This window comes from Hephaestia caeni (assembly GCF_003550065.1).
Lineage (GTDB): Bacteria > Pseudomonadota > Alphaproteobacteria > Sphingomonadales > Sphingomonadaceae > Sphingomonas > Sphingomonas caeni_A.
Genome location: NZ_QXDC01000003.1, coordinates 575,962 through 595,492, shown reverse-complemented (window position 1 = coordinate 595,492; position 19,531 = coordinate 575,962). Strand labels below are relative to the sequence as shown.

Genomic DNA, 19,531 nt, shown 5'->3' with positions numbered 1-19,531 from the left:
CATGGCGATTGCACCCATCAAATGGCGCTCGAAGATCATCGCCGCCAAGATCGAGACGACCTATGCCACCGACGCGGCGCCGACCGGCGCCGCCGATGCGATGCTGCTGACCGACGTCCAACTCCAACCGATGGAAGGCGATGACGTCGAGCGCAATGTCGAGCGCGCCTTCATGGGCGCGAACGAGCGCTTCCCTTCGGCGCTGCGCGCGGTGCTCACCGGCTCGATCGAGCTGGTCGGCGGGGGCGCCTCGAACGCAGGTGAGCCGCCGCCCTGGGGGGCGCTGCTCCGCGCGTGCGGCGTGGCCGAGGTGCTGACCGAGGAGACGGAGGCCGGGGCGAAAGACGGCAAGGTCGAATATTCGCCGGTTTCCGACGATCACGAATCGGTCTCGATCTACTTCTTCATCGGCAACACCAAGCATGTGCTGCTCGGCGCGCGCGGCACGGCGGTGGCAACGGTGACGGCGCAGGGTCTGCCGTCGGCGCGCGTCACGTTGACGGGGCTGTGGACCCAGCCCGCCGAGGGCGTGCGGATCGTGCCCGATTTGTCGAAATTCCAGAAGCCGCAGGTCGCGTCGAAGGCGAACACGCCGGTGTTCACGATCGGCGGCGACCCGTTTACGCTGCGCGAATTGACGTTCAACCTCGGGTGCGATGTCCAGCCGCGGCTGTTGATCGGCACCGAGGCGATCCTGATCGTCGATAAAGCCGAGCAGCTTTCGGCACGCGTCGATGCGGTGCCGCTGACCACCTACAACCCGTTCGCGCTCGCCAATACGCAGACCGCGAAGGCGGTGGTGCTGGAGCACGGCACGATCGCGGGCCGCAAGGTCAAGCTCGAATTCCCGACGGCCGTCCAGCAGCGGCTCACCGGCTACGAGCAGAACCAGAACATCCTCGAATGGCCGCTCCAGTTCGTGCCGACGCCCGACGAAGGCGACGACCAGTGGCTGATCACGCTCACCTGACCTGAAGGACGCACGCATGTTCATCGTCGCCGACAATCCGACCTTCAAGCACACCGTCACCGCGATGGTGCCGATCGACGGCGGCTATCGCGAGGAGACGTTCGACGTCACCTACAACGTCATCGTCCCCGACGAGATCGACGAATTCGACCTCGGGACGGTGGCGGGCTCGACCGATTTCCTGCGCCGCGCGATCCACCGCCTCGACGATATCGCGGGCGCCGACAAGAAACCGATCCCCTTTTCGATCGAGCTGCGTGACCGCCTGCTCACGTTGCCCTGGGCCCGCCGCGCGATCTCCAATGGCTATTTCGAGGCGATCAACAAGGCGCGGCCGGGAAACTGACCGCCGCCGCGCGGGCCTGGGCGACGGGCGGCGCGGCGGACCTGGGCGAAGCCGCCGAAGATGCCCGGCGCTGGGGCATGTCGGAAGAGATCGTGGCGGCGCTGAGCGACGTCGGCGCGGAGGAGTTCGGCATATGGCCCGAAAACTGGCCTGTCGTGGAGGCGTTCCTCTCAATCGATACGCAGTGGCGCACGGTGCCGCTGGCGTCGGGCGCGGTCTATTGGGCCGGGCTCGACTATACCGCGGTTGCTGCCGGGCTGAACTTCGCAGGGCGGACGCTCACGCCCGCGCAATGGAGCGGGTTGCAGTTGATGGAGGCCGCGGCGCGCGGCGCCTTGAACGGCGTGCGGGGTTGACGCGATGACGCTCCAGACCTCGCTCATCATCACCGGCGACACCGAGGGCGCGCAGCGCGCGCTCGACGATCTCGACAGGGCGATCCGGGAGACGGGCGCGTCGACCGACAACCTGTCGCGGACGCAGGACGCGGCCGCCACCTCGACGGAGGGGCTGAGCAAGGGCGCGAAGGAACTTGGCGGCGCGCTGGTTGACGCCGCGGCTGGCGCGGCCACGGGCGGGAACGGTCTGGATATCCTGTCGCAACAGGGCGCCAAGACGACGCAGGCGGTCGCCGGGCTCACGCTGGGCACGCAATTGCTCAGCGGAGCGATGAGCTTCGGGCTGACGATAGCGATCACGGGGGCGATGTCGCTGCTCGGTGTGCTGGTCACCAAATTACTGTCCGGTGGCGATGCCGCCGAGGATATGGGCGAGCGGCAGCGCGCGCTCGGTGATATTCTCGACAAAACCACGGGCAAAATCCGCAACCAGGTCGCGGCGGTCGTCGCGCTGGCGGAAGCGCAGCGGCAGGCCAATCTTCTCGACCAGCAGCGCGCAGATTATGTGCGCAGCCGCGGCGCGCTGATTGCGTATGGACGCACGGCTGGGCGCGGCGAGTTTTCCAGCAACCTTTTCGCGCCCGGCAATACGGCAACGAGGACGGACACCGAAAGCGAGCGCCAGATCAAGGCGCTCGCCGAGCAATATCGTCGTGGTACGATCAACGCCAACGCGTTCGGTGTGGCGGTCAAGAAAATCGGCGATGCCGATCCCGCCGTAAAGAAGGTCGCTGAGCATATCGTCGAGCTGGCGAGCGGCACGGTCCAGGGCGCGCAGGCGGCCGAGAAAACGCGCGCCAATATCGCCCTGCTCACCGGCACCGCGACGGATGCGCAGAAAAAGCTGCTCGGCATCACCGCCGAAGCGAATACCGCGCTGCTCGACGCGCAGGCCAAGCTGGCCGCCAGCACCGGCACGGTGGAACGCGCGCAGGCGCAACTGACGGTCACCCGCATTCAGTCAAAGGCCGCGCTCGATTCGGGCGCGATCTCGGAGGCTGAATATTCACGGCGGGTTGGGGATGCCGAAAAGGCCGTCACGAGCGCTCGCGATGCCGAGCGCGCCGCGACGGGCGCGCGGCGTGCGAGCGGTGCCGCCACGCGTGAAGCCGCAAAGGACGCCCGCGCGCTCGCGGGTGATCTCGTGGCACTGGAGAAGAAATACGATCCGGTCGCTGCCGCCGCGCGCGCGTACCGGAAAGAGCTGGAGGATATCGCCAACCTGGAAGCGGCGGGTAAGATCGACGGAAAGACCGCCGATGACTGGAGCGGACAGGCCCGCCGCGCCTATTTCGGCGGCAAGATCGATATCGGTGATCTTGGCAAGCAGGCAACCCAAGAAGAACAGGAACTCGATCGTGCGCGTGCGGCGATCGACGGACTGATCGAGAGCCTCAACACCGAACTGGCGGTGCGCCAGGCGCTCGATCCGGTGCAGGCCGAAATGATCAAGCACCGCAAGGAGCTTGCTGCACTGCCCGAGGCCGAGCGCGGCCAGGCTGAAGCCGACCTTCGCAAGGCCGTGGCCGCAAACGCGGCGATGGACGATCTCGCGGAGCGGACCCGCGAGGCGGCGCGCGCGCAGTACGACCTTGGCCGGGCGGCGGTGGGGGCGCTCGACGACATCATCGTCGGCGGCGAGAGCGCGGGGCGGACGATCAAGCGGCTCGCGCAATCGATCGCCTCCGCGACGCTGGAGGCGAGCCTGCTGGGCACGGGGCCGCTGGCGGCGATGTTGGGCACGTCGGCCGGGCGCGGCCAGACCGGCGGCGCGCTCGGCCTGTTGCTGGGGCGCGGCAAGGCCGCCGCCGCGCCGACGACGGGCAACGACACCACGACGCAGACGACGGCCGACGTGATCGGCAAATCGGTGGGCAAGGAGGTCGGCAGCGAGTTCGACCGATCGATGCAGAGCGTGTTCGGCCAGAACGGATCGTTCGCCGGCCTGCTGCGCAACGCCGGCATGGGTTATATCGCGGGCTCTGTGACCGGCAGCGGCACCGGCGGCGCGATCGGCGGGGCGCTGGGCGGCTTTGCGGCCGAGAAGCTGCTGAGTTCGACGCTGGGGAGCCTCGCCGGCCCGATCGGGTCGATCGCCGGCGGGCTGCTCGGCGGTGTCGTCGGCGGGCTGTTCAAGAAGGAAAAGAACGGATCGACCGCGCTGACGTTCGATGGTGGTGTGGCGCGGATCGGCGCGGTCTCGGGCAAGGGCAGCGAGGCCAAACAGGCGGCGCAACAGTTCGGCCAGGACGTCGCCGACACGCTCAATTCGATCGTCAAGCAGTTGGGCGGTTCGCTCGGTAGCGCCAGAGTCTCGGTCGGCTACCGTCCCGGCCACAAGGCAGGCGTCTACCGGGTCGATCCCACCGGCGCCGGCGGCATCGCCGGCGGGCCAGTGCTGGCGTTCGATAGCCAGCAAGCGGCGCTGAATTACGCGATCATGGACGCGATCAAGGATGGCGCCGTGACGGGCCTCTCAGCGGCGGTTCAAAAGGCGCTCAAATCCTCCACCGATATCGACCGGGCGTTGCAGGAGGCGCTCAAGGTCCAGGAGGTCGAGACCGCGATCGGCGGCATCGGCGGCGAGATGGCGAAGGCGTTCAAGGACTTCGAGGCCCAGGCGAAGGAGCGGCTGCGGATCGCGCGCGCCTATGGCTTCGACGTTGTCAAAATCGAGGAGCTGAACAACAAGGAACGGCTCGATCTGCAAAAGCAGTTCGTCGATCAGCAGGTGGGCTCGCTCCAGCGACTGGTCGATTCGATGACGGCGGGGTCGCTGTTCGAGGGCTCGGCCGTCGAGCACCGGCAGGCGCTCCTCGATCAGATCGGAAAGGCGCAGGCCGATCTCGACAGCGGCGTCGAGGGCGCGGGGGACACGCTCGCCGGCCTGCTCGAACAGTTCAATCAAGTCTCGAAGCAAGCCTATGGGACGACGGGCGGCTTTGCGGCCGACCGCAACGCGATCCTCGACCAGGCGCGCGCGGCGATCGCGAAGGCGAACGAACAGGTTGCGGCGGCCGAGAAGACGAGCGACCCGGCGCTGGCGACGACCAATGCCGCGCTTGACGAAAACAACGCGCAGAACGCGCGGATGATCGCGGCGCTTGATGCGAACAATGCGCTGCTGGGCCGGTTGGCGTCGTTGAATAGTCAATCGGCATTTGATCTCTCGCAACTCGCACGAACCACACAATGAGCGCGCCGGTGATCCTGATCGAGGCGCAGCCGCGCCGCGTCGCCGATGGTGGCGCCCTGACGGTGCGGCTCGCGGGCGGTGGCGACGCGCGGCCATATTATTATGGCGGCGAGCACTGGCTGGCCGGGATCGTCGCACTGCCGACGATCGTCGCCGGCTTCAGCTTCGACGGCGTGGCGATCGCGAGCGGCGTTGCAGCCGCCGGCGAATTGCACTGGATGCCCGCCGCCGGCGCGGTGCTCGACGACATGGCCGCCTATTACTGGCCGGATGCAACCATCACCGTACGCGTCGGGCCGGAGCCGGCAGACGGCGGCTTGCCGCCTGTCGCACAGGCGGGCCGTGTCCTTGGTCTGGTCGTCGAAGGCGGCGTGATCAAGATCGCGCTCGCTGATCCGGCTGCCGATCTCAAGCGGCCGCTCCTCGATGACCGATTCGCGGGCACGGGCGGCCTCGAAGGGCCAGCCGAGTGGGAAGGTGCGATCAAGCGGCGGGGTTGGGGGCGCTGCTTCAACGTGCTCGGCGACGCGATCGATGCGCCGAACAACATCTATTGCTTCGGTGACCCGCTGCGACCGTGGAAAGCGATCGACGCGGTGCGCGACAAGGGCGCGGCGGCGGCTGAACTCGTTGTGCTCGACTGGCAGGGTTCGGCGGCGGCGACGTTCGCTGCGCTGCAAGCGGCCGAGGCGCCTGAGGGCGGCGGCGTCGTGGCGCCCTCGATCGCGTGCGTCAAATGGTGGACGGTACCCGCCGGCGCCCTTTGCGCCGATATTCGGGGCGAGATCGCGGACGGTTATGTGGAGACGGCCGCCGAGATCGCCATGCGGATCGTGGCGGCGCGATCGGCGATCAGCTTTGCGACGGGTACGGTGGCGGCCGCCGTTGCGGATCGGCCAGACGCGGCGGGCTGGTTCGCGGACGACGAGAATGTGGCGGCGGCAGCGGCGCTCGACGAACTGCTGGGCGGCGTCTCGCTACTCTGGTTGCTCGACGACGCCGGCGCGATCGTGATCCGCCCCATCGCATGGGGGGCGAGCGTCGCCTCAGTGCGCAGCGAGCGCGTCCGCCGGACCAATGTTTTCAAACCATCCGGCCGGCGTCGGGTCGGCTATCGCCAAAATCGTCACGTCATGTCGCGCGGCGATATCGCCGGTGCCGTGCTGGTCGACGATGTGGTCGGCCTGGGCGCTGGCGCCACGGCGGACGAGCTTGCCGAACTCGATCCGGGCGCGGCGGAGAAGCTAGGCGGGATCGAGGATGGCGCCACGGTCGGCGCCACGGTCGGCGACGCCGAAACGCCCGGCAACCTGACCAAGCCGGGCGGCGGCACGTACACCGACGAGGATATCGAGACCAGCAAGGGCACGGCGGCGGACACCACCAATGTGGCCGGCCGCCCCGCGATCGATGTCACCGGCGCGATCGACACCGCGCAAAGCGATATCACCGAGCTATTCGAGGTATTCGATCACACCGACAACGCGGCCACCAGTGCGGCGCTCGCGCTGCAAGCCAAGGAGGATGCGGACGCGATCCTCGCGCTGGCAGAGGCCGCCGAGGACGGCTCGGTCATCGCCAAGGAGGCCAGCGAACTGGCGGCTGGCAACGCCTCGATCTCCGAAGACCACGCCGCCGCGTCAGTCGTCACGGTCGATGGGCTCAAGGCGGCGGCCGAAGCGGCGAAGACGCTGTCGGTTGATTCGGCGGCGGCGGCCAACCGGACGGCTGCGAGCTTGCTTCCCAGCGATTTCGAGCAGGACGGCACATTCTGGTCGAGAAGTTATATAGGCGCGCCCGAGACGCGGACCCCAATTGGGCCGTCCGACGCGACCGTAAGTTTTGTTGTGAACGCAAGCTATGGCCGGGTCGCCCGCTTCACGACGAGCGGCGCCACGATCGATATTGCTCAAATCGGCGTCATGACCGTGCAGCCGGGTCACCGCTATCGGCTGACAGCCCGCTTCTATGCTCAATCCATCACCGCCCCACTGAATATCCAGCTTTTTGGCGTCCAATTGACGAGTGATTACAGCTATATCAGCGGCTCGCCTGCTACATCACAGACGATCACCGCCACGGGTAACGCGCAGACGCTGACCCTAGAGGTCGATGGCGATACAGTCATTGCCTCGGGCGGTGCGTATCTGCGCTTGCTGCTCCGTGTCCCGGCTACTTCTGCGGCTGGCAACGCAGGCCGGTGGATCAGCGGCGAGATAGTAGATATCACCGAGCGGGCAGCGGCCGAGGATGCAGCCGACGCAGCGGCATCGAGCCTGTCGGTCGTCACCTTGATCCAGGACGACGTGACGACAAAGGCCGCGTCGGTCACCACCAATACCAACACGGTCAACACCAAGGCAGGCGAGGTATCGGCGGCCGAGGGCCGGATCGCGATCAGCGAGAGCAATACGCTAGGGTTCAAGAACCAGGCGCTGGCGTATTCGAACTTGTCGTCACAGTCGGCGGCTGCGGCTGCGTCGGGTGCATCTGGCAATCTTATTCAACATGGCGATTTCGAGGACGGTTCGCGCGGAAATTGGGGTAGCGGATCAACCGTCGTTGCGGTCAGCGGCTTGGCGTCGGCGGGCCTTACCAAGGCGCTCAAGACCACTGCCAGAGACACGCTCGAAGAGCCACTTCGTTACGGTAATTTCAACGGCAAGACATTCAGGGTGACCGGCTGGGTTCAGAGTGCGGGCGACGTTGCGGTCAGTCTGGGTCTGCTCGCAACGCTATCCAGCGGCGCGGCGTCGTATTCTTATCGGGCAATCGTAGCCAATCCACACAGCGGTTGGCAGTATTTCGACAAGACCTTCGCCGTCACGTCCGACACGGTGAGTCTCCGCCCCTGGCTCTTTGCGGCAGGGTCGAACGGTGTGGACAACATGCTCGCCTATTGGGCGGCCCTCCGCATCGAAGACATCACTGAGAGCAAGCGCGCCGAACAAAGCGCGGATGTCGCGACCAGTCGTGCGGCTGCTGCGAATGATGATGCGGCATCGGCTCATGCGGATATGCTGCTCACCGTTGGGTACAAGGGCGATGCCGCCACCTCGGCGGATGTCTCGACCAACAAAGCGGCGATCGCCACCGCGGAGGCTTCAGCCGCGAAGACCTTCGCCGTCGTTTCCGCCAACGCCAGTACCGGATCGCTCGCGCTCAATTCGGTGTTCGCCGATTGGCCGGACGGTGCCGCCCGCCCGGCCGGATGGGGTGCATGGGTCGGCGTCGTCACCCGCGTCACCGGGCGCAACAGCCCTTACGCGGTGCAACAGGTGGTCGAGGCGGGCGGAAACGGCGGCATCGCTCAGGATGCGCCTGCGGGCTCCGGCCTCGCCTCAATGGGGCCAGGAACCTATGTTTTCGAGGCCGACGTCGAGCCGACTGCGGGCGATCTGAGCGGCACCGGTTTCATTCTTGATGTGCGTAATGCGGACGGTTCGCAGACGCAGCGCATCTTGTGCAAGTTCACGGATGTGATCGGATCGTCGGGGCCGGCGGGCAAGACCTATCGCATCCGAGCCCGCGCCGACGTGACGCTCGCGTCGGCGGTCGCGGGCAAGCTGTTTATGTGCAGCGGCTGGACCGGGTTCGGCACCGTCACGGCCAAAACGGTGAACTGGTATCGGTGCGGTATCCGGGCAGCCTCGGACGCAGAGATCAAGGCGGGCCAGATCGACGATCTGTCGGCCAGTGTTGCGACCAACACCGGGGCGATCGCCTCGCTCACGACCGGCAAGGCCAACGCGTCCACCGTCACAGCGCTCAACGCGCGAATGGGAACGGCCGAGGCGAATATTACCGCCACCGACGCCGTTGCAGCCGAAGCCAATGGGATCGCTAAGGCGGTTGTCGGGCTCAAGATCGACGTCAACGGCAAGGTCTCCGGCAGGGTTTCGACCAATGACGGGGTGACGTCGAAAATCATCTATCTCACGGACGTGTTCGAGATCGACGGCGGATCGGGCGATGGGACCAGCTTTGCGGGCGGTGTCTGGCGGGTGGTTGCCGGATCGTATCGGCTTGCCTGGGGGCCGAAATTCGGGTCGGCCGCCAATCTCGTGCAGTGGTACGGGCTCAAGTCGGTCGCGGTCGGCTCGGAGACCATCGCCAACAGCATCTGGGCGATCGCGACCGATGGCAAGGTCTATTACGGCGCGGCCGAGGTGGGCACCGGCGGCGGGAGCGGCGACGGTGCGCAGCGGTCGGGCGTGATCAGCTATTCCGCGCTCACTAACAGCAACACGCCCGCCGCGGTGGCCTCGCCGGCCCTGAGCGCAGGCACGCTGCATATCACCGGCACGATCAACGTCGAGGCATCGGCCCCATCGGGCGGCAGTCTCCAGTTCCAGCTCGCGCGCGCCGGCATGTCGACGATCGATATCGGTGATCCGATCTCGATCACCGGGGGCACCGGCGGCAGCCCGACAGCCGTGGCGCTCGACGTCTCGGTGCCCACCGGCCTTTCGAGCGTCAAAGCCTGCGCGATCATGGTCAATATCCAGAGGTTCGGTGCCTCCGGCTCGGCCCTGAGCAGCGGCAACAACCTGCTTTGGCGGGTCACTTAATCAACGGAGCATGACGATGGACGATATCAAGACGATGACGGCGGCGCAGATCGCGGCGCTCACCTCCGCCGAACTGGCGGCTTACTCCGCGGCCGATCTCGGCGAGCTGAGCGGCGCGCAGGTCGGCGGTATGACGACGGATCAGATCGCGGCACTGTCGTCAGATCAGCTCGCGGCGATCGCCGCCGCGATCGGCGAGTGGCAGACGCTGGTCGGCGCATATCAGTCGGCGCTGGCGGATGCGGCCGCGGCGGAGCGCGCTACCTTTTTGGCGCCGTTGACCGACATCCTCAATAGCGAGGCGTTCGAGACCGTGCGCACCGCCGTGCTGGCGCTTGACGATCGGTACGCGGCCGAGGCGTGGAACGGCAAGCTGCGGTGCTTGGTGACCGGCGTCGGGTTGGCGGTGGCGTGAGCGTCGACGCGCTCTTCGCCGAATGGCTCCAGGCGGACGCGCTTTTTAAGATCGTCGAGGACGCTGGCCGCCTCGACCGCTGGGGCGATAGTGCCATGACGGTCGAGCGGGCCAGCGCGCTCGCTTCGAAAGAGGCGGCCGCCAATGAAGGGGAGCGGCAACTTATCTTCTTCGGCGGGCCGTTGGCGACTGAAGAGCACCTTCTGCCCGGCGAATGGCGCCACCGGCGGGGGCAAGTGATCACCGTGACGATCGATCGGCTCGGCTATGAGGAGGGCATGGATGTGTTCGTCCTGTTCGCGCAGGACGATCTCGCGACGGGGCTGTCGACGGTGACCGTTCTGCGGAGACTCTGAATGGCGCGCATCCTGATCCTTGCCCCCACGGCGATCGCGGCGATCACGGCCTCGCGCGGGTCTGCGATCGCAAATCTGCTGACGCCCGACCCCAAGGAGGTTTGGGCCGATAGCGCTTCCGGCAGTGCGGCGACGATCGACATCGATCTGGGCACCTCGCGCGCGATCGACACGGTTTTTCTCGGCTATGCGCGCGCGCCGGCAGCGGCCGCGTCCTGGACGATCAGCGGCGGTGCGGCGAGCTACACCGATTCGGTCATCAAACCGGCCGGAGCGCTGCGCGTCCCCGATCGCGTGGGCGCCGCGCCGACCGTCAGCCATGCGCTTTGGCACGGGACGGCCGCCAACGTGCGTTATATCCGGCTCGCGCTTACCCAGCCGGCTGGACAACCGGCGCTGATGGCGGGGGTTGTGATGGCAGGCCAAGCCTTCGTGCCGAGCTTCGATAAAGAGTGGGGGGCAGGACGGCGCATCATCGACACGGGGACCAAGACGTCTTTACCCGGCGGCGGCTTCGGGACCGTCGAGGGTGCACGCAAGGGGGGCTATTCGTGGACGCTGGGCGACCTGACGACGGCCGAGGTCGACGCGCTCTACGATCTCGCGCTCGATCGTGGTGAGACCCGGCCGGTCCTGGTCGTCGAAGACCCGGCCGCCTCGACCGGTCTGCGCAACCGCATCCACTACGGCACCTTTGATCGCTTCCGCAGCTTCGAGCGCCGCGATCCGAAACGCTCACGCTGGGAACTCGGGATCGAGCAATGGGTGTGACGTAAAAAAGGGGGAGGCTCGGGCGTTGGCGCGCCCTTTGCCGCAGGAACTGCGCCTGCATCTCGCGCGGCGGCCGCCGCGCTCAATTCCCCCACCGGGCGCACCGGCCGGGGCGTTATGAGGTGTAGATCATGATCGAGTCCAGCCCGCTTGCGGCTGTCCAACCCGTCCGTCCCCCGGCGGGCTACATTGGCGGCAAGCGCAACCTGAGCCGCCGCCTGGTCGCGTTGATCGACGCGATCGACCACGACACCTACGCGGAGCCGTTCGTTGGCATGGGGGGCGTGTTCTTCCGCCGCACCCGCCGCCCGAAGGCGGAGATCATCAACGATATCTCAGCCGACGTGACGACGCTGTTCCGCATCCTCCAGCGCCATTATCAGCCGTTTCTCGACATGCTCAAATGGCGGTTCGCCAGCCGAGCAGAATTCGACCGCCTTCTCGACGTCGATCCGGCGACGTGCACCGATCTGGAGCGCGCGGCCCGATTCCTCTACCTCCAACGCACCGCGTTCGGTGGGAAGGTCGTCGGGCGCAGCTTCGGCGTCAGCTACACGGCCCCCAGCAAATTCCGTCTCTCGACGTTAGAGCCGCTGCTTCAGGACATTCATGACCGGCTGGAAGCGGTCCAGATCGAACGTCTGCCCTACGACGTCTTCATCCAACGCTGCGATCGGCCGGGGACGCTGTTCTATCTCGACCCGCCCTATCGCGGGAACGAGGGCGACTATGGCGCTGACGTGTTTTCAGAGGCTGATTTCGACCGGCTGAGGGGCCTCTTAGAGGCGATAAGGGGGCGCTTCATTTTGTCGATCAACGACACGCCGGATATCCGCGATTTGTTCGCCGGCTTCGCTATCGAGGCGGTTGAACTCAGCTATCGCGTGTCGGGGAAGGTGACGGCTGGTCGCGAACTCATTATCAGCGGCCCGTGACCGACCGCCGATCAAAATTCGAGTGCTCCAGATTCAAGTGTCAAAGACTCCAAAACGTCGCGTCCGGCTACACCCCCACCCCACCTCCCATGACATTATGCTGACTGGGAGGTGGGGTGGGGGAGAGGGCCGGCGCCGCTAAACAAACGCCGCCGTGCGTCAGCTCCGGATTCCGGGCGTGTCGCGCGGAACGGTGAAGCGGATTTCGCGATTGGTGAAGTCGATATCGACGTTGCGGAACAGCCGCAGCGTATCCATGCCGAGCAGCAGCGCGGGCTCGTCAAGCAGGTCGAAGCGTTTGAACGGCGTCACATTGGCGAAGGCGATCGGCACATGGCTGAAGCCGACATCGCCGATCGTGAGGCGATCGATCTCCAGATAATCGGCCGTCAGGATATCGCCGGTCACCGACATGATCTTGACCATGCCGATTTGGGTTGGCTTGACGCTCAGGCGCCGCCGCAGCGCGAGGTTGCCGATCGTGATCGGCGAGCCGGTATCGACGACGACCGAGATGCGCCTGCCGTGATAGGCGGCATCGGTCACGATGAGCTGGCCGTAGCGATTCTTGGCCTTGACGATGATCTCGTTGCGCTCGGGCCTTTCGTGCGGACGCTTGCTCATCGGCCGCACGGTCATCTCGCGGCGATCGAAGTCGATCGACACCGCATGGCCCTGGAGCGCGTCGATTCCCACCATGCCGGGGGCGCCGAGATGGGCCGATTCGAGCGCCGGCGCCGCGATCTGGCTACTCTTGACGTCGCTGATATTGAGCGAGGGCACGATCACCGTGCCGACCGTGCTCGCGCCGGTGATCGCCGTCATCCGAACCGAGGGGCCCGCGGCGAGCTTCAACTGACCTGCGAGTTCGCGCGAGACGACGCTGCGCTCGGAGCCGGTATCGACGATGAAATTGTACGGCCCGGTGGTACCGATGGAAACGGGAACCGTCATTCGCGCCTGGGCGTCGCCCAGCAGCAGCAGGATGTGTTCGACGCCGGAGGGGGACGCGGTCTGCGGGGGGGGGCCGGCTTGGGCACGGTCTGGCTGATCTCGGGGGCCGGTGCCGCGCCCGCGAGTGCGATCGACAGTCCGATGGCTGCAAGCCGTGACATAAACCGATACTACACCCGTTTCGGTCCTATCACAAACGATATCGCGTGCCCGAAACGCGGCCGGCAGCCTTCAATCGCGCCGCATCGCCTCCGTCGCGAGCGTTTCGGCCTCGGCGAGCAGCGCGTCGTCGGCGAGGCCGGTGGCGACGCGCTCGCGCCCGATCAGCGTCAGCACCGGCACCGCGAGCGGCGTCACGCGATCGGCGGCGACATGCACCATCGTCGCGGCGGCGCGATCGAGCAGGTCGGCGAGCCGGCCGACATCGGTCATCTTGGCGCGCGCATCGGCCCAGGCGGCGCCGAGCAGCAGGTGATCGGGTTCGTATTTGCTCAGCACGTCGTAGATCAGGTCGGTCGAGAAAGTGACTTGCTTGCCGGTCTTGCGCTTGCCCGGATGCTGGCGCTCGACCAGCCCGCCGATCACCGCGACCTCGCGGAAGGCGCGTTTCAACAGGTGCGATTGCCGCACCCAATCGACGAATTCGTGCTCGAGGATGTCGGGCGAGAACAGGCGCGCGGGATCGCGCACCGGCTCCAGCGAATAGGTGCCGATCGCATAATCGCTGGCAACGAAGCCCAGCGGCTTCAATCCCTGGCTTTCCATCCGCCGCGTCACCAGCATGCCGAGCGACTGATGCGCGTTCCAGCCCTCGAAACTGTACGCGACCATGTAATGCCGCCCCTCGCGCGGGAAGGTCTCGACGAGAAGCTGGTCGGGCCGCGGCAGCGCCGAGCGAAACGCCTGCATTTCCAGCCATTCGCGCACGTCGCCGGGGAAGCGATGCCATTGTTCCGGGCTGGCGAGAAAGCCGCGCACGCGCCCCGCCAGATTGGTCGAGATCGGCATCCGCGCACCGCCGTAGGTCGGGATGCGCGCGGGGCGGGTGGTCGCGCGCACGATCAGATCCTCGGTATCGATCTTCTCGACTTCGAGGCTGAGCCCGGCAAAGAAGAACGTATCGCCGTGGGAGAGCGTCGCCGCGAAGCCCTCCTCGACCTTGCCGAGCTTGCGGCCGTTTTTGAAGCGCACAGTGAGCATCGTCGCCTCGACGATGATGCCGGCGTTCATCCGGTGCTGCTGGACGAAGCGCGGATGGCTGACGCGCCAGATGCCGTCGCTGTCCTGCGTCAATCGCTTGAAGCGGTCATAGGCCTTGAGCGCATAGCCGCCGTCGCGGATGAAGCCGAGCACGCGCGCGAAGGCGGTGTCGGTCAGCGCCGAATAGGGCAAGGCCGATCGCACCTCGTCGAGCAATTCGTCCTCGCGGAACGGCGCCGCGCACGCGCAGGCCATCACATGCTGCGCGAGCACGTCGAGCGCGCCCGCGCGGAACGGCTCGTTGTCGAGCTCGCCCGCTTCCACCGCGTCCAGCGCTGCGCGCGCTTCCAGATATTCGAAGCGGTTGCCCGGTACCACGATCGCTTCGCTCGGGTCGTCGAGCCGGTGGTTGGCGCGCCCGATCCGCTGCAACAGCCGCGAGGCGCCCTTGGGCGCGCCCATCTGGATCACGCAATCGACATCGCCCCAGTCGACCCCCAGATCGAGGCTCGACGTCGCGACCAGCGCGCGCAGCCGCCCGGCCGCCATCGCGCCTTCCACCTTGCGTCGCGCCTCGCGCGCCAGGCTGCCGTGATGCACCCCGATCGGCAGGTTCATCGCATTGACCTTCCACAGATCCTGAAAGATCAGCTCGGCCAGGCTGCGCGTGTTGCAGAACACGATCGTCGTCTTGTGGGTCTCGATCTCGGCCATCACCTGTTCGGCGGCATAGCGCCCCGAATGGCCGGACCAGGGCACGCGGCCCTCGGGCAGCAGGATATCGACGATGGGCGCCGCGCCGGGCTCGCCCTCCACCAGAGCGACTGTGTCGATATCGCCATCGGGCACGAGCCACGCGCGATAGCCGTCCGGATCGGCCACCGTCGCGGACAGCGCCACCCGCCGCATCCCCGGCGCGATGCGTTGCAGCCGCGCCATCGACAGCGCGAGCAGGTCGCCGCGCTTGCCGGTGGCGAAGGCGTGGACCTCGTCGACGATGATCGTTTTCAGACCGGCGAACATCGTGAAACTGTCGGGATAGGAGAGCAGCAGCGACAGCGATTCGGGCGTGGTCAGCAGGATTTGCGGTGGCCGCGCGCGCTGGCGCGCCTTGCGGTCGCTCGGCGTGTCGCCGGTGCGCGTCTCGACGCGGATGTCGAGCCCCATTTCCGCGATCGGGGTGAGCAGATTGCGCTGCACGTCGACCGCGAGCGCCTTCAGGGGCGAGACGTAGAGCGTGTGGAGCCCATCGGTCGGCGTCGTGATTAGTTCGGTGAGCGTCGGCAGAAAGCCCGCCAGCGTCTTGCCTGCGCCGGTGGCCGCGACGAGCAATGCGTGACGCCCGGCGCGCGCTTGATCGAGCATCTCGAGCTGATGCCGCCGCGGCGCCCAGCCGCGATTCGCGAACCAGGTTGCGAGCACGGCGGGAAGGTCGCTCATGCGAGGTGGGAACCGCCGGCCATCCCGATCATATAGGCAGGATGGCAACGCTCGGCGACTGGATCGAACCCCACGCGCACGGAATCTACGTCGCGCCGGCCGATGCGTGGATCGATCCCTCGCTGCCCAGCCCGCGCGCGCTCGTTACGCACGGCCATGCCGATCACGCGCGCGGCGGCCACGGCGCGGTGTGGGCGACCCCCGAGACGCTGGCGATCATGGCGACGCGCTACGGTCCGCAAGCCGGCAAACCCGTCGCCTATGGCGAACCGCTGACGCTCGGCGAGGTCGAGGTGACGTTCGTGCCTGCCGGCCATGTCCTCGGCTCGGCGCAGATCGCGCTCGACTGGCGCGGCGAGCGTGTCGTCGTCTCGGGCGATTACAAGCGCCGCCCCGATCCCACTTGCGCGGGTTTCGAGCCGGTGCCGTGCGATATCTTCATCACCGAGGCGACCTTCGGGCTGCCGGTATTCCGTCACCCCGAAACGCATGACGAGATCGACAAGCTGCTCGCGGCGCTGCACGCCAACCCGACGCGCTGCGTGCTGGTGGGCGCCTATGCGCTCGGCAAGGCGCAGCGTGTGATCCGCGAATTGCGCGACATGGGGCATGACGATCCGATCTATATCCACGGCGCGGTGCAGCGCCTGTGCGATCTCTACGTCGACCACGGCGTCGATCTGGGTGAGCTGCGTGCGGCGACCGGAGTGCCCAAGGCCGAATTGATGGGGCGGATCGTTGTCGCGCCGCCGGGGGCGCTTAACGATCGCTGGTCGCGGCGGCTGCCCGATCCGATCACCGCGATGGCGAGCGGCTGGATGCGCGTGCGCCAGCGCGCCCGCCAGCGCAACGTCGAGCTGCCGCTGATCCTCTCCGACCATGCCGATTGGGACGAACTCACCGCCACCATCCGCGAGATCGCCCCAAGGGAGGTCTGGGTCACCCACGGCCACGAGGACGCGCTCGTTCACTGGTGCGCGACCCACCAGATCACGGCCCGCGCATTGGCGCTCGTGGGCTATGAGGACGAGGATGACTGACGGTCGCCCGCCGCCGCGAATAAGATCGGTTCGCGCGGAGGCGCAGAGACGCGCAGAGAATAGCGTCTGGGGTCGATGTCTCTCGCGATCGGCACCACAGCCAGCGATGGACCCCAGCCTGCGCTGGGATGACGGCTCTTGTGGCTTCGGATCTCTGCGCCTCCGCGCCTCTGCGCGTAAATCTTCCTCCTCCTCTTCTTCGCTCTTGCGTGATCTCTCTTTGTTCTTTTCACTGTCCTACAGCCCTGTCTTTGTGCCATGTTGCGCATCGCTCTTTGATTCGGTTGATCGCGCGCGCATCGGCCTTTTTGCCGATCGAACGGCCGTACCTATCCGGCGCCGCGTCGGGGAGGGGGGAGCCAGGGGGGACGTAGTGTAACCTTTGTAACCTTCCGCGCTGCGGCAGCGCCTATCCCACCCCTTCGAGCGCCTTCTGGCGCCGCCGCTGGACCGAGCTGCCGATCCCCATCGCCTCGCGATATTTGGCCACCGTGCGCCGGGCGATGTCGAAGCCCCTGGCCTTGAGCAGATCGACCAAGGTGTCGTCCGACAGGATCTTCTTGGGGTCTTCGGCAGCGATCAGCGCGCGGATCGCGCTCTTGACCGCCTCGGCCGACACCGCGTCGCCGCCATCGGCCGCCGCGATCGCCGAGGTGAAGAAATATTTGAGTTCGAACAGCCCGCGTGCGCACGAGAGATACTTGTTGCTGGTGACCCGGCTGACGGTCGATTCGTGCATCTCGATCGCGTCGGCGACCTGGCGCAGCGTCATCGGCTTCAGATGCGCGACGCCCTTGAGGAAGAACGCTTCCTGCTGCTTCACGATTTCGGTCGCGACCTTGATGATCGTGCGCTGGCGCTGGTCGAGCGCCTTGACCAGCCAGTTGGCGTTCGCGAGGCAATCCGAAAGCCATGCCTTCGAAGCCTTGTTCTGCGGCCCCGACGACAATTCGGCATAATAGCGGCGGTTGACGAGCACGCGCGGCAGCGTTGCCGCGTTGATCTCGATCGCCCAGCCCGGCGGCCGCCGCGCGATGAACAGGTCGGGCACCACCGCCTGCATCGCCTCGCCGCCGAAGCGCAGCCCCGGCTTGGGATCATAGCCGCGCAACTCGCGGATCATATCGGCGAGATCTTCATCGTCGACCGCGCACAGCCGCCGCAGCCGCGCGAGATCGCCGCGCGCGACCAGATCGAGATGCTCGATCAGCCGCGCCATGCACGGATCGTAGCGATCGGCCTCCTTCGCCTGGAGCGCGAGGCATTCGGCAAGGTCGCGCGCGCCGACGCCGGTGGGGTCGAAAGTCTGGATGCGGCCGAGCACCGCCTCGACCTCGGCCAGCGGCGCGCCGAGCCGGTTGGCGATATCGAGCAGCGAGGCGGCGAGATAGCCGGTCTCGTCGATCTGGTCGATCAGGTGTTGGGCGATGACGGCATCGCGCCCCGAAAACACCGTCCCGGCCTGCGCGAGCAGATGATCGGCGAGGCTTTCCGCGCGCTCGGCGAAGGCATCGAGATCGGGGCCGTCCTCGGGCATCGCGCCGCCCGCCGCCCCGCTCATGCCGAGCGAGCCGTCGAGCCCGCCGATGCTGTCGGCAGGCGAATCGTGGTGGAAGCTCTCGGTCGCGAAATCGACGTCGAGCGCGGCTTCGCCAAGGGTGTCGCCACCAGTGAGCAGGTCGTCGGTGCCGGCGGGCTCGTCGCGCTCGATCGTCGGCGGCTCCGGCTCAGCCGGGCCGTCGTCGTCGCTGCCGCCCGATTCGAGCAGCGGGTTCTTCTCGATCTCCTCGGCGATGAACCCCTCGATCTCGAGGTTCGACAGCGCGAGCAGCCGGATCGCCTGCTGCAATTGCGGCGTCATCACCAGCGATTGCGTCTGCCGAAGATCGAGGCGCGGGGCGAGGCTCATGGCACACCGTCACCCCGGCGAAGGCTGGGGTCTCTTGCCGTCACGCCGAGTCCTTGCCGCCCGAGATCCCAGCCTTCGCTGGGATGGCACCTATGAAGATCGCTGATCTTCATAGGCTTACAGCGAGAACCCCTCGCCGAGATACAGCCGCCGCACGTTGGTATCGGCCACCAGTTCCTCGGGCGAGCCCGAGAACAGCACGCGGCCGTCGTAGATGATGTAGGCGCGGTCGACGATGTCGAGCGTCTCGCGGACATTGTGGTCGGTGATCAGCACGCCGATGCCGCGCCGCTTCAGGTCCTTCACCAGATCGCGGATATCGGCGATCGAGATCGGGTCGATGCCGGCGAACGGCTCGTCGAGCAGCATGATCGTCGGGTCGGCGGCAAGCGCGCGGGCGATCTCGGCGCGGCGCCGCTCGCCGCCGGACAGCGCCATCGCGGGCGCATCGCGCAGCCGCGTCAGCCCGAATTCGTCGAGCAGCTTGTCGAGCCGCTGCTGGCGCGCGGCCTTATCGGGCTCGGCGAGTTCGAGCACGGTCAGGATGTTCTTCTCGATCGTCAGCCCGCGAAAGATCGACGTTTCCTGCGGCAGATAGCCGAGCCCCAGGATTGCGCGGCGATACATCGGCAGCCCGGTGATATCCTCACCGTCGAGCAGCACGCGGCCCGAATCGGGCTTCACCAGCCCCATCACCGAATAGAAGCACGTCGTCTTGCCCGCGCCGTTGGGGCCGAGCAGCCCGACTACCTCGCCGCGGCCGACCGAAACCGAAACGTCGGTCAACACGGTGCGCTTGTCGTACGACTTGGCGATCGAGATCGCCGACAGGCCGTCGTGTATCGGGGCCTCGGTGATCGGTTCGATCTCGTCCAGGGTCGTTATGTTGTCCATTGGCCCTCACGCCTTGCCGTCGCTCGCCTTTGCATGACGGCGCGCTAGCAAGATTCCTGCATAACCTGCATAAACAGTCCGCCCGAATCTAGGCGATCGCCCCCCGGTTCGCCAAGGGGCACGCGGCACATCGCGT

Annotated in this window: 14 protein-coding genes; 10 read left to right on the top strand and 4 right to left on the bottom strand. The window is 66.8% G+C overall.

The annotated features are described in order from the left end of the window. Position 1 precedes the first annotated feature (1 nt). The 9 genes from DFR49_RS11180 to DFR49_RS11140 all read left to right on the top strand — a co-directional run bounded on the left by DFR49_RS11180 (position 2) and on the right by DFR49_RS11140 (position 11,958). Positions 2 to 970: a hypothetical protein gene (locus DFR49_RS11180; protein ID WP_119035810.1), complete on the top strand. Its 969-nt coding sequence runs from the start codon at positions 2 to 4 to the stop codon at positions 968 to 970. 16 nt (positions 971 to 986) lie between these two features. Next, the gene (locus DFR49_RS11175; RefSeq protein ID WP_119035809.1) at positions 987 to 1,316 is read left to right on the top strand and encodes a hypothetical protein; all 330 of its coding nucleotides are present in this window, start codon (positions 987 to 989) and stop codon (positions 1,314 to 1,316) included. Positions 1,317 to 1,393: 77 nt separating this feature from the next. Next, positions 1,394 to 1,672: a DUF1799 domain-containing protein gene (locus tag DFR49_RS11170; protein ID WP_119035808.1), complete on the top strand. Its 279-nt coding sequence runs from the start codon at positions 1,394 to 1,396 to the stop codon at positions 1,670 to 1,672. A gap of 4 nt (positions 1,673 to 1,676) precedes the next feature. Further along, positions 1,677 to 4,910 (top strand): coiled-coil domain-containing protein, encoded by a 3,234-nt coding sequence (locus tag DFR49_RS11165; RefSeq protein WP_119035807.1) that lies wholly within the window; start codon positions 1,677 to 1,679, stop codon positions 4,908 to 4,910. Further along, positions 4,907 to 9,481, top strand: a complete 4,575-nt coding sequence (locus tag DFR49_RS11160; protein ID WP_119035806.1) for a carbohydrate binding domain-containing protein — start codon at positions 4,907 to 4,909, stop codon at positions 9,479 to 9,481. Before DFR49_RS11165 ends, DFR49_RS11160 begins: the two co-directional genes overlap by 4 nt. Positions 9,482 to 9,497: 16 nt before the next feature. Beyond that, positions 9,498 to 9,896 carry a hypothetical protein gene (locus DFR49_RS11155; protein WP_147373679.1) on the top strand — a complete coding sequence of 133 codons (399 nt, stop codon included), beginning with the start codon at positions 9,498 to 9,500 and terminating at the stop codon, positions 9,894 to 9,896. Continuing rightward, complete coding sequence (locus DFR49_RS11150; protein ID WP_119035804.1) at positions 9,893 to 10,252, top strand: hypothetical protein; 360 nt, start codon at positions 9,893 to 9,895, stop codon at positions 10,250 to 10,252. The genes DFR49_RS11155 and DFR49_RS11150 overlap by 4 nt, the downstream gene beginning before the upstream one ends. Further along, a complete protein-coding gene (locus tag DFR49_RS11145; RefSeq protein WP_119035803.1) occupies positions 10,253 to 11,023 on the top strand; it encodes a hypothetical protein in 771 nt (256 codons plus the stop codon). It abuts the gene before it with no gap. A 131-nt stretch (positions 11,024 to 11,154) separates the two neighbouring features. Then, positions 11,155 to 11,958, top strand: a complete 804-nt coding sequence (locus tag DFR49_RS11140; protein WP_119035802.1) for a DNA adenine methylase — start codon at positions 11,155 to 11,157, stop codon at positions 11,956 to 11,958. 159 nt (positions 11,959 to 12,117) lie between these two features. Here DFR49_RS11140 and DFR49_RS11135 read toward each other — a convergent pair whose 3' ends face one another. Both DFR49_RS11135 and DFR49_RS11130 read right to left on the bottom strand, forming a co-directional pair. Then, the gene (locus DFR49_RS11135; protein ID WP_119035801.1) at positions 12,118 to 12,912 is read right to left on the bottom strand and encodes an aspartyl protease family protein; all 795 of its coding nucleotides are present in this window, start codon (positions 12,910 to 12,912) and stop codon (positions 12,118 to 12,120) included. A gap of 231 nt (positions 12,913 to 13,143) precedes the next feature. Then, a complete protein-coding gene (locus DFR49_RS11130; RefSeq protein ID WP_119035800.1) occupies positions 13,144 to 15,552 on the bottom strand; it encodes a ligase-associated DNA damage response DEXH box helicase in 2,409 nt (802 codons plus the stop codon). Between the two features lie 41 nt (positions 15,553 to 15,593). Here DFR49_RS11130 and DFR49_RS11125 point away from each other — a divergent pair, with 41 nt between their 5' ends. Continuing rightward, positions 15,594 to 16,592 carry a ligase-associated DNA damage response exonuclease gene (locus tag DFR49_RS11125; RefSeq protein WP_119035799.1) on the top strand — a complete coding sequence of 333 codons (999 nt, stop codon included), beginning with the start codon at positions 15,594 to 15,596 and terminating at the stop codon, positions 16,590 to 16,592. 409 nt (positions 16,593 to 17,001) lie between these two features. Here DFR49_RS11125 and rpoN read toward each other — a convergent pair whose 3' ends face one another. Further along, the gene (rpoN, locus tag DFR49_RS11120) at positions 17,002 to 18,501 is read right to left on the bottom strand and encodes an RNA polymerase factor sigma-54 (RefSeq protein WP_119035798.1); all 1,500 of its coding nucleotides are present in this window, start codon (positions 18,499 to 18,501) and stop codon (positions 17,002 to 17,004) included. Positions 18,502 to 18,618: 117 nt separating this feature from the next. Further along, on the bottom strand, positions 18,619 to 19,395 hold the full coding sequence (lptB, locus tag DFR49_RS11115) for an LPS export ABC transporter ATP-binding protein (RefSeq protein WP_119035797.1): 777 nt from the start codon (positions 19,393 to 19,395) through the stop codon (positions 18,619 to 18,621). Positions 19,396 to 19,531 lie beyond the last annotated feature (136 nt).